The 9,477-nt window shown below is 70.1% G+C and carries 10 protein-coding genes, 1 pseudogene and 1 riboswitch; of the genes and pseudogenes, 8 read left to right on the top strand and 3 right to left on the bottom strand.

Annotated elements, in window-relative coordinates:
• The 5 genes from G6019_RS00905 to G6019_RS00885 all read left to right on the top strand — a co-directional run.
• A partial coding sequence (locus tag G6019_RS00905) for an ArsR/SmtB family transcription factor (protein ID WP_206681795.1) occupies positions 1-498 on the top strand: 498 nt, incomplete at its 5' end.
• A complete protein-coding gene (locus tag G6019_RS00900) occupies positions 495-1,607 on the top strand; it encodes a serine hydrolase domain-containing protein (RefSeq protein WP_194305317.1) in 1,113 nt (370 codons plus the stop codon). The genes G6019_RS00905 and G6019_RS00900, both read left to right, overlap by 4 nt.
• Complete coding sequence (locus G6019_RS00895; protein WP_182613525.1) at positions 1,604-1,951, top strand: hypothetical protein; 348 nt, start codon at positions 1,604-1,606, stop codon at positions 1,949-1,951. The genes G6019_RS00900 and G6019_RS00895 overlap by 4 nt, the downstream gene beginning before the upstream one ends.
• 82 nt (positions 1,952-2,033) lie before the next feature.
• Entirely contained in the window at positions 2,034-2,591 is a 558-nt protein-coding gene (locus tag G6019_RS00890) for a CAP domain-containing protein (RefSeq protein WP_241725810.1), read from the top strand.
• A 117-nt stretch (positions 2,592-2,708) separates the two neighbouring features.
• Positions 2,709-3,038, top strand: a complete 330-nt coding sequence (locus G6019_RS00885; protein WP_182613527.1) for a hypothetical protein — start codon at positions 2,709-2,711, stop codon at positions 3,036-3,038.
• A 313-nt stretch (positions 3,039-3,351) separates the two neighbouring features.
• Here G6019_RS00885 and G6019_RS00880 read toward each other — a convergent pair whose 3' ends face one another.
• From G6019_RS00880 to G6019_RS00870, 3 genes and pseudogenes are all read right to left on the bottom strand, one after another.
• Positions 3,352-4,752, bottom strand: coding sequence for an LLM class flavin-dependent oxidoreductase (locus G6019_RS00880; RefSeq protein WP_182613528.1), 1,401 nt, complete (start codon positions 4,750-4,752; stop codon positions 3,352-3,354).
• A 55-nt stretch (positions 4,753-4,807) separates the two neighbouring features.
• Positions 4,808-4,901, bottom strand: a riboswitch (TPP riboswitch).
• 162 nt (positions 4,902-5,063) lie between these two features.
• Positions 5,064-5,711 (bottom strand): annotated as a pseudogene (locus G6019_RS00875) (NAD(P)H-dependent oxidoreductase); the annotation flags it as partial.
• A 15-nt stretch (positions 5,712-5,726) separates the two neighbouring features.
• Positions 5,727-6,314: a TetR/AcrR family transcriptional regulator gene (locus G6019_RS00870; RefSeq protein ID WP_241725808.1), complete on the bottom strand. Its 588-nt coding sequence runs from the start codon at positions 6,312-6,314 to the stop codon at positions 5,727-5,729.
• Between the two features lie 120 nt (positions 6,315-6,434).
• Here G6019_RS00870 and G6019_RS00865 point away from each other — a divergent pair, with 120 nt between their 5' ends.
• The 3 genes from G6019_RS00865 to efeO all read left to right on the top strand — a co-directional run bounded on the left by G6019_RS00865 (position 6,435) and on the right by efeO (position 9,320).
• The gene (locus G6019_RS00865) at positions 6,435-7,088 is read left to right on the top strand and encodes a class I SAM-dependent methyltransferase (RefSeq protein WP_182613529.1); all 654 of its coding nucleotides are present in this window, start codon (positions 6,435-6,437) and stop codon (positions 7,086-7,088) included.
• Positions 7,089-7,197: 109 nt separating this feature from the next.
• Positions 7,198-8,133 (top strand): iron uptake transporter permease EfeU, encoded by a 936-nt coding sequence (gene efeU, locus G6019_RS00860; protein ID WP_182613530.1) that lies wholly within the window; start codon positions 7,198-7,200, stop codon positions 8,131-8,133.
• The gene (gene efeO / locus G6019_RS00855; protein WP_309230113.1) at positions 8,130-9,320 is read left to right on the top strand and encodes an iron uptake system protein EfeO; all 1,191 of its coding nucleotides are present in this window, start codon (positions 8,130-8,132) and stop codon (positions 9,318-9,320) included. The genes efeU and efeO overlap by 4 nt, the downstream gene beginning before the upstream one ends.
• Positions 9,321-9,477 lie beyond the last annotated feature (157 nt).

Here is a 9,477-nt window from a genome sequence, read left to right as displayed (position 1 = left end):
CACAGTGCTCGCGCCGGGCAGAACACCCGTGCCGAGCAGAGCGCGGGCACCGCGGTGCCGGAGCGGGCCGCGGTGCCGGAGCGGGCCGCCGACGACGACACGTTCTGGGCACTCGAGGGTCTGCGGTCCCGCACGTCCGACCCCGGAGCGGTGATGATGGTCGGCAGCGTGCGGACCCCGAAGGGGTATGAAGCCCGGTGGCAGATGGCCGAGCAGGCGGACGACCTGTTCGCCTCGGACTTCGCCGACCGGGCGGAGTCGCTGTCCGCGCTCGCACATCCCGTGCGGCTGCGGATCGTCCAGCGGATCCTGTCCGATGCCGACACGGTGCAGGACCTCGTGGCGACCGGGGAGTTCGGCACCAGCGGGCAGATCTACCATCACCTGCGGCAGCTGTCCTCCCACGGGTGGCTGCGCGCGGCCGGAAGTGGCCGCTACGAGGTGCCCGCGGCCCGCGTCGTCCCGCTGTTGACGATCCTGCTGGGGGTGGACCGATGAGAATCGCACCAGGCCGGGCAGCGGTGGTCGTGGTGGTGGCCTTCGGGGTCGTGGGTGCCGTGCTGGCGACGCTGCTCCGGCCCGGCGTGGGATCGATCGACGGGGACACGCCGACGGAAGGCGACGCCCGGCTGGCCGCCGCGGTGCTGGAGGAGGTCCCCTCTCCCGGTGTGTTCGCCCTCTCCGTTGCCGAGGTGACCCCGCAGGGCACGCGCATCGCCACCGTCGGCGCCCCGCTGGACGGGACCTTCGAGATCGGCTCGGTCACCAAACCGGTCACCGGGATGCTGCTCGCCGACGCCGTGGATCGCGGGGAACTGTCTCCCGACACCACGCTGGGCGAGATCGTCGACATGGGCGAGACCGCGAGCGCTTCCATCACCGTCGGCGAACTCGCGCGGCACGGTTCGGGACTGCCCCGGCTGCCCTTCTCGCTGCGGGGGCTGGTGGACTCCTACCGCTGGCTGCTGTTCGCCCGGAACCCCTACCGCGACTCACCCGCCGACGTGGTGGAGGACGTGCGCTCGTCCTCCGTGGGGGACAAGGATCCGGAGTACTCGAACCTGGGCTTCGCCGTCCTGGGTCACGCGCTGGCCGAGGTCAGCGGCCACGACTACCCGGAACTGGTCCGGACGCGGTTGGCGGAACCCCTGGGCCTGGAGAACTTCCACGTCCCCGCCCCGGGCCAGGGCGGTGCGGCTCCCAACGCCTTCCAGGGGCGTGAGTCCTCCGGCCGGGCCCAGCAGGCGTGGGACGACGCCGGCTACGCGCCGGCCGGTGGCATCCGGGCCGACGCCGCGTCGATGGCGACACTGCTCGACGCTCTCCTGGCGGAAACCGCGCCCGGAGCGGCGGCGCTGCAGCCGGTCACCGACTACGACGACGACAACCGCATCGGCGCCGGATGGTTCACCACCGAGTGGGACGGTCGGGAGATCACCTGGCACAACGGGCAGACCGGCGGGTTCGCCACGTGGGTCGGACTGGACCGGGCGCGAGGGACCGCGATCTTCCTCTCCGGGGCGACGACCCGGGACCTCGCTCCGGCAGGTCAGCAGCTCCTGCGGCGGGCGGGCCAGGGCGACGACGAGTCCGGAGGCGGCCGATGAACGCGGTGCTCATCGTCGTCGTCCTCTTCTACCTCGGCGCGATGGCCGAACTCCTCGCCGCCATCGCCCGCAGTCGGGACCGGCGCAGGGTGCTGTTGGCCGCTCTGGCCGTGATGTTCACCCTGGTCGCGGCCCGGGCCCTGCTGCCGGTGACCGTGGTGACCGTCTGGGGTTGGGTCGCCGCTACGACGGTCTACGCTGCGGCGGCGGGGTTGGCGTTCCTGCGGGCACGACAGCTCCCGTGGATCGACCCCGACGCATCGCGACGGGAACTCACCGGGTCCGCGATCTGGCTTGTCGTTCTCCTGGCCCTGACCGGACTCGCTCTGCGGTCGCTCCTCTGACCACCTGGGGCGTGTGGAACGCAGATCCGTTCGGCCCGTCGTGCATCGGCCACCATCGGTAGATTCGGACCGGGTGATCAGGATGAAGAGTCGGGCAGTCTCGAGGGGCGCGGCCGCGTCACTGCTTCTGGTGGCTTCGATGTCGGTGGTCGGCTGTGCGGAGTGGGGCGACGCGGTGACAGTGGAGCTCCCATCGGGTGACCCGTGGAGTCGGGCCGAGGTCGAACCCCCGGCAGATCCGTCGCCGGTGGAAGAGCGGACGAACGTGAAGCGGGGCGAGAACGGCATTCCGACACTGGACGCCAGCGAGAAGCTCCGAGACAGTGCCTGCGCGAAAGCGGACGACATGATCGCGAGGGACTACTGGGGGCACCACGCGCCCGATGGCAGTGGCGATCCGTTCGTGTTCATCCGTGAGGCCGGCGTCGACTACTCTACGGCTGCAGAGAACTTGTTCTACTCGACTCCGGGCGGGCCCGATCCGGTCGACAGCTGGATGCAGAGTCCCGGTCACAGGGAGAACATCGTCAACCCGGACTTCACCAGGGTGGGCGTCTGCGTGCGGACGGCGCCGTACCAGGGGCTCCCGGAGGCTCATCTCTATGTCCAGCACTTCGCTACTCCGCTATCGGAGAGGTAGCCGACGCCCGAGCACTGTCACCCCCGGAGGCCTAGAGTGGCATCGTGAACCCGGAGATGGTCGTTGACGACGCGACCGGCAGGCTCGTGGATGCCGCCGGCACGGACCCTCGCATCGATGTCTGACGCCTCTGAGCTGCGGCGGGACCTCGACGAGGCACAGGACCGTTTCGAGCAGTATCGGGCGTCCGTGACCACGATGTTCGACGAGCGCGCTGCCGGCGAGCTGTCGCGTGCCCTCGAGGTGGTCCTCCCCGACCTGGCCTTCTACGAAGGGCAGGCCGTCGCCGCGGCGGTGGCGCTCGAGTACCTCGCCGTCGACCCGTCCTGCGTGCCGAAGGTGCTCGCCGATGAGCTCGTGGAACAGCAGGCCGCGCGACGCAGTAGAGAGTTCCTGGCGGGTGTCGCCACGGTGCTCGCCCGAGTGAACCAGCACGTGCCGAGGTGAGCCGCGGCGGCGATCGTGCCCGCGGCAGCCTGATCCACGCGATATCGGGTGTCGCACGTCTGGGAGCAGTCGCACGACTGGAAGCAACGGTTCACATCGCCCAGTCGACCCGGTCCGCCATCCGCGTCAGGCGTTCTCGTCGGGTCGGATCGGTCGGGCCGCGGCCTCACCGACCTCCTCCACGGTCAGGACGGGCGAGGTCATCGAACCTCGAGACGGTGGCTGAGCGGATCGATCCACCCTCACCTCGCCCGCCGCCCACGCGGGCCAGTCTGCCAGCTCGGGTCCTCACCGGGCGCGTGCTTCTCGCACCTCACCCTCGACGAAAGGCCGCCCCGCGGTGTGATTCCGGCAGCCGGTCGCCGTCGCCGAACATCCGGGCGCGGAGGGTGCCGGGTTCCGCCACTCGCGGATACAGTCCGCGGTGCTGGAGCACAGGGATGAGGAACTCGACGACGTCCTCCCAGGTCCCGGGGTTGAGCGCATAGGCCAGGTTGAAGCCGTCGACATCCGTCTCCGCCATGACGTGCTCCAGGGCGTCGGCCACGGTGTCCCCCGACCCCACCACCACGGGGCCGCCCGTCGCGTTGAACCGGGCGCTGTCCCGCAACGTCCACCGGCCGCCCGGGTCAGCGGCGCCCGAGAGGCTCGACACCGTGGTCTGGATGGCATCGGTGGCGACCGGGTCCAGCGGTGCGTCTAGATGTTCCCGGGAGAGGTCGATTCCCGACCAGCCCGAGTTGAGGACCAGATTCCCCGTCTCGGAGGCGTAGGAGAAGACGTCGCGATACTTCGCGGCGGCCGCCGCGTCGGTCTGGTCGACGACGATCGTGAGCAGCGCATAGACGCGTGCGGCGTCCCGCCCTCGCCCCGCCGCCTCCAGTCCGTCGCGGATCCGACCGACCTGCTCACGGGTCTGCGCGAGAGTCGGGGACGCGACGAAGATCGCCTCCGCGTTCTCGGTGGCGAAGCGGACTCCCCGCTCGGAGGCGCCGGCCTGATAGATGACCGGGGTCCGCTGTGCAGAGGGCTCCGACAGATGAATCCCCGGAACCGTGAAGTACGTCCCGTGGTGGTCGATCGGGTGCACCTTCGCCGGGTCGACGAAGGTGTCCCGCTCCGCGTCGAGCACCACCGCGTCGTCCTCCCAGGATCCCTCCCACAATTTGTAGAGGACCTCCAGGTACTCGTCCGCCCGGTCGTAGCGCTCATCGTGGGAGAGCTGGTCGTCCTGGCCCAGATTCCGCGCCGCGCTGGTGAGATACCCCGTGACCACGTTCCACCCCACCCGGCCCCGGGTGAGGTGATCGAGCGTCGACATCCGCCGGGCGAAGGTGTACGGGTGCTCGGCCGACGTGCTCGCGGTGATGCCGAAGCCGAGATGCTCCGTGACGGCCGCCATCGCGCTCACCAGCATCATCGGGTCGTTCATCGGGATCTTGGCCGCAGTCCGCAGGGCCGCATCGGCGCTACCGCCGTAGACGTCGTAGGGCCCGAGTGCGTCCGCGAGGAAGATGCCGTCGAACAGCCCCTCCTCCAGGAGCCGGGCCAGACGGGTCCAGTGCGTGAGGTCGCGATAGTCCCGGGAGCGGTCCGCGGGATGCCGCCAGAGCCCCGGGAGCTGGTGGCCCACCCCGTTGATGGCGAAGGCGTTGAAGCGGATCCTCCGTGGGTGCCGTGGCGCATCGTGAGGGGCGTGGTGTGGCGTGGTCATCGTTCTCCCGGCGCTGGTCGTGGAGGGGGACCACCTCACGAGTCCGAGCGGCCGGTGGACGCATCGACGACATCCCTACGCGAGTATGAACTCGATCAGGTTCGCTCGGGTGTGATCTCAGCCCGTGGCGGGCACCCCGTGTCACGGCTCAGCCTACTCGCGCCGCTGTGCGCGAGGTGGATGCCGAGGTCGGTGCGGCCGGGCAGAAGGTCCTCCCGTAGGGCGCGGGTACCGCGGTAATCCCCGTCCCGGAGGCGACGGAAAGCCGCGACGGGCTCGGTGTCGATACCGTCCAGCCGGGTGCGCAGCCGATGGGCCTGCGCCTCCACGTCCGCACCGGACAGCCCGTCGGCGTCGTAGACGACGTGCAGGTCCAGTACCTCGATCCCGGTGTACCAGAGGACCCCGTGGGTCACGGGGAAGAGCAGGGACTCGATATCGCCGCTCACGCCACGACGCCCTATCGAGCGCTCGTCCTCCCCGGCGGTCACCACGATGAGGGCCTTGCGACCGGCCAGCCCGCCGTCTCCGTAGCGACGGGGTACGCCGAGCTCGGGGTCGAGGTCGCCGTGGGCGAAACCGGTCGTCATCACCCGGTCGAACCATCCCTTCAGGATGGCCGGCGGCCCGTACCACCACAGCGGGAACTGGAAGACGACGAGCTCGGCCGCCGCGATCTTGGCCTGCTCGGCCCGGACGTCGTCGGGAAGGCGGCCCGCGGCGTAGGCGTCAGCGGACAGCTCGACGATCGATCTCGATCGGCCCTCCGGCTCGCCGAGGTCGCGATCGGACAACACGGGGTCGAAGCCCTGCTCGTACAGGTCCGAGGTCTCCACGGTGTACCGCGCGGACAGCGACTCGGTGCCGGTCCGGAAGAGGTGCTCGTTGAGAGAGCCCGGTCGAGGGTGGGCGTACACCCAGAGGGCCGTGCGGGGTTCGGGCGGGTGCGTGATGGTCATGAGCTGCCTTTCGATTCAGTCTCGGGACGTGACGGACACGATGACTCTGGCGAGCACCTCGTGGGCGTGGGTCGTGGTGATCGAGCCGGTGGTCGCGGCCCGGGCGAGGGAATCGCCGGCGCCGAGGATCGCGACCAGATCCGCGGCCTCTATCTCTCCGGCGAACGGGGTCAGCGCCCGGCGGTACTTGGCGAGGAACTGCTCCTCGGCCTCCTGGCGGACCTCGTCCAACGTCGGCGACCCGGCGAGTGCGGAGACGACGTCGGCCAACTCCCGGCCCTCGGCCACGCAGCAGTCGATGTACGCCGCTGCCACGACCTCCGCCACGTCATCGAGCTCGGTCCCTGCGCTCTCGAGCGCGGCGTCGAGTACCTCGTGCTGGCGGGCCTCGAACTCCCGGTACAGCTCGGCGAGCAGACCGCTCCTGTCGCCGAAGTGGTCGTAGACCACCGGTTTGGTGACACCTGCGCGCTGCGCCACCCGTCCGAGGGTGAGGGTGTCGGTCCCCGCCTCGCGAATGAGCGCTCGAGCCTCCGCGAGGAGCTGGGCGCGGCGCTCCTCTCTGGACATCCGACGGCGCGCGGTCGCTCGTGCATCGGTCATGACAGCTCCTCGACAGAGTGGTTACCATCCGTAGGTTACCAAGAGTAGCCTGCTCGATCGCATCGCGCGACCCCGTTGCGGGCGGCGACCCGGCCGACCATCCTCGACCCCGTGGAGGACATGGCTGACCAACAGCACGAGGCGATCCGAGAGGCGTACTCGGCACGGGCGCTGGAGTACGCGGACCTCTTCGGGTCCATGGAGGCGACTCATCCCTCCGACCGGGCGCTGGTGGGCTCGTGGGCCGCCACCCTGACGGGACCAGTGCTCGATGTGGGATGTGGTCCCGGGCACTGGTCGGGCTTCCTGGCCGGGAACGGGGTGGAGGTCAGCGGCATCGACCCGGTTCGGCGGTTCGTCGACCTGGCTCGCCTCCGCCACCCGCATCTGCCCTTCGAGGTCGGTCGGTCGGACGCGCTCGACGTCCCGACGGGCTCCCTCGGCGGGGTGCTCTCCTGGTACTCGCTCATCCACCACCATCCGCGTCACATCCGGGTGTCGTTGGCGGAATTCGCGCGGGCGCTCCGGCCCGGTGGCAGCGTGGCGGTGGGCTTCTTCGAAGGAGTGGGAGGCCAATTCGACCACGCGGTCACGGCCGCCTACCGATGGCCGGTGGCCGAACTCTGCCGGGAGCTGGTCGCGGTCGGATTCGAGGTGCTCGAGACGCACACCCGGACGGCGGGCACCCACAGGCCCCACGGCGCGATCGTGGCACGCAGGACGCGCGACCGATGTGTCCCGGGCCTCATTGCGCGTCGCCTGATCGAGGAGTAGAACTTCTTTCGCGGGAAGAGTAGGTAAGGCACTCCTAAGGTGCCGTCTCGATCTCGCCGCCGGACCGCGCCGTGCGACCCGGGGACCCCGATCAGAACCCAGGTCAGCCGTGTTCCTCGCCAACTTCCTCATCGCCCTCCGTGAAGGACTCGAGGCCGCCCTCATCGTGGGCGTCCTCGTCGCCTACCTCGTCAAGGTGGGCCGCCGGGATCTCCTCCCGCGGCTCTGGGCCGGCGTCGCAGTAGCGGCCCTGATCCCCTTGACCGCGGGCGCGTTCATGACCTGGGGCCCGTACACCATGACCTTCGCCGCCCAGGAGGTGCTGGGCGGCACCCTCAGTCTCCTCGCCGTGGCGCTGATCACCTGGATGGTCCTCTGGATGGGCAGGCACGCCGCCGATCAGAAGGCCGGACTGGAGTCCTCGATGGCCGGCGCGGTGGACGGGAGCGGCCGCGGCATCGTGTGGATCGCACTGATCGCGGTCGGCCGGGAGTCACTCGAGACCGCGATGTTCGTCTGGGCCACGACCCGCTCCACCATGGCGACCTCCGCGGTGGTCCCCGCCGTCGCAGTGCTCTGCGGCCTCGTCGCCGCCGCTGTGCTCGGGGCGGGCGTCTACGCGGGGGCCGTGCGGATCGACATCGGTGCGTTCTTCCGCTGGAGCGGGGTCTTCCTCATCATCGTGGCCGCGGGCATCGTCTCCTACGGCCTCGGCGACCTGCAGGAGGCCTCCGTTCTGCCCGGGTGGGGCACCTGGGCCTACGACCTCTCCCACCTGGTGCCCACCTCCGGAATCGGGCTCGTCGCGTACACGCTCGCGGTGGCGATCGTGAACGTCAACCTCATGCCCACCTGGCTCCAGGTCCTCGGGTGGGCGGCCTACCTCGTCGTCGTCCTGCCCCTGTTCCTCCGCGCCTCACGGCGTCGGCCACGCCGGGCTGCGGACGACGTCACAGGCTCCGTCACGTCATCAGGCACTGTCACCTCCACAGAGGCTGACGCAGACCACACCGTTCCCGCCGACAAGAAAGCCATCACACCGTGAACCGCACCGTCTTCCGCACACCCGTCCTCGCGCTCCCGTTGGGCCTCGGCGCCGCCATGGCGGTCCTCGCCGGGTGCACCGCCAACACCGCGTCCTCCGGGCCGGGCGGCGCGGAGCCCCTGGAGGTGACGATCAACGGCGCGCAGTGCGAGGTCTCGGCCGCGGAGGTCCCGTCGGGGACGGCCCGCTTCACGCTGGTCAACGCGGGAACCGAACCCAACGAGTTCGAGATCCTGGCCGACGACAAGCTCCGGATCGTGGGGGAGCGGGAGAATCTCGGCCCCGGAACGACCACCGACTTCACCGTCGTGCTCGAGCCCGGTACCTACTACACCGCCTGCAAGCCCAACATGGTCGGCGAGGTCACGGGCGTCGCGGAGTTCACCGTGACGGACTCCGGCGAGGAGATCGAGGTCTCCGAGGACGAGCAGGCCCTGCGTGACGAGGCGGTGGTGGCCTACACCGCCTACGTCCGGGATCAGGTCGGAGCTCTTCTCACGCGCACCGAGGAGTTCACCACCGCGTACACCGAGGGCGATCGCGACCTGGCCCGCTACCTGTACCCCCGGGCGCGCATGCACTACGAACGAATCGAGCCCACCGCCGAGGCCTTCGGCGACATCGACCCGGCGATCGACCTCCGTGAGGCCGACTCGCAGGAGCTGGGCGGCGAGTGGACCGGCTGGCACGTGCTCGAGAAGGACCTGTGGTTGCCCGCCGGGCAGCGCGCGCTCTCCCCGGAGGAGGGTCGGGAGATGGCCGATGCCCTGAACCGCGAGACCCGGAAGCTGTACGACCTGGTGTACGCCGAGGACTTCACGATCAGTCTCGACGAGATCTCCAACGGCGCCATCGCGCTGCTCGAGGAGGTGGCGACCACCAAGATCACGGGCGAGGAGGAGATCTTCTCGCACACGGACCTCTATGACATCCAGGCCAACCTCGAAGGGGCGTCGGTGGCCTTTGGAACGGTCCGCGACCTCGCCGAACAGAAGGACCCCGAGTTGGTCGCCGAGATCGACTCGCGTGTCGACTCCCTCGCCTCCACCCTCGACGGCTACCGCGGCGGAGACGACGGGTTCGTGCCGTTCACCGACCTCGACGCCGCCGAGCGCAAGCAGCTCTCGGATGCCGTCAACGCCCTGCGCCGGCCACTGGCGACGCTCACGGAGGTCGTGGTCGGCTGATATGGACGACAGAGACGTGCACGGGCCCTCCGGCCACCATCCCCCGGGCGGCGACGCGAACCCGGGCGGCGCCACAGAACCGGGCAGCGCCACAGACCCGGGAGGCACTGCGACCCGGGGGTTCACCCGCCGCGCGGTGCTGGTCGGCGGCCTCGCC

The organism is Dietzia sp. DQ12-76 (genome assembly GCF_014145045.1).
GTDB lineage: Bacteria > Actinomycetota > Actinomycetes > Mycobacteriales > Mycobacteriaceae > Dietzia.
This window is presented reverse-complemented; position numbering and strand designations above follow the sequence as displayed.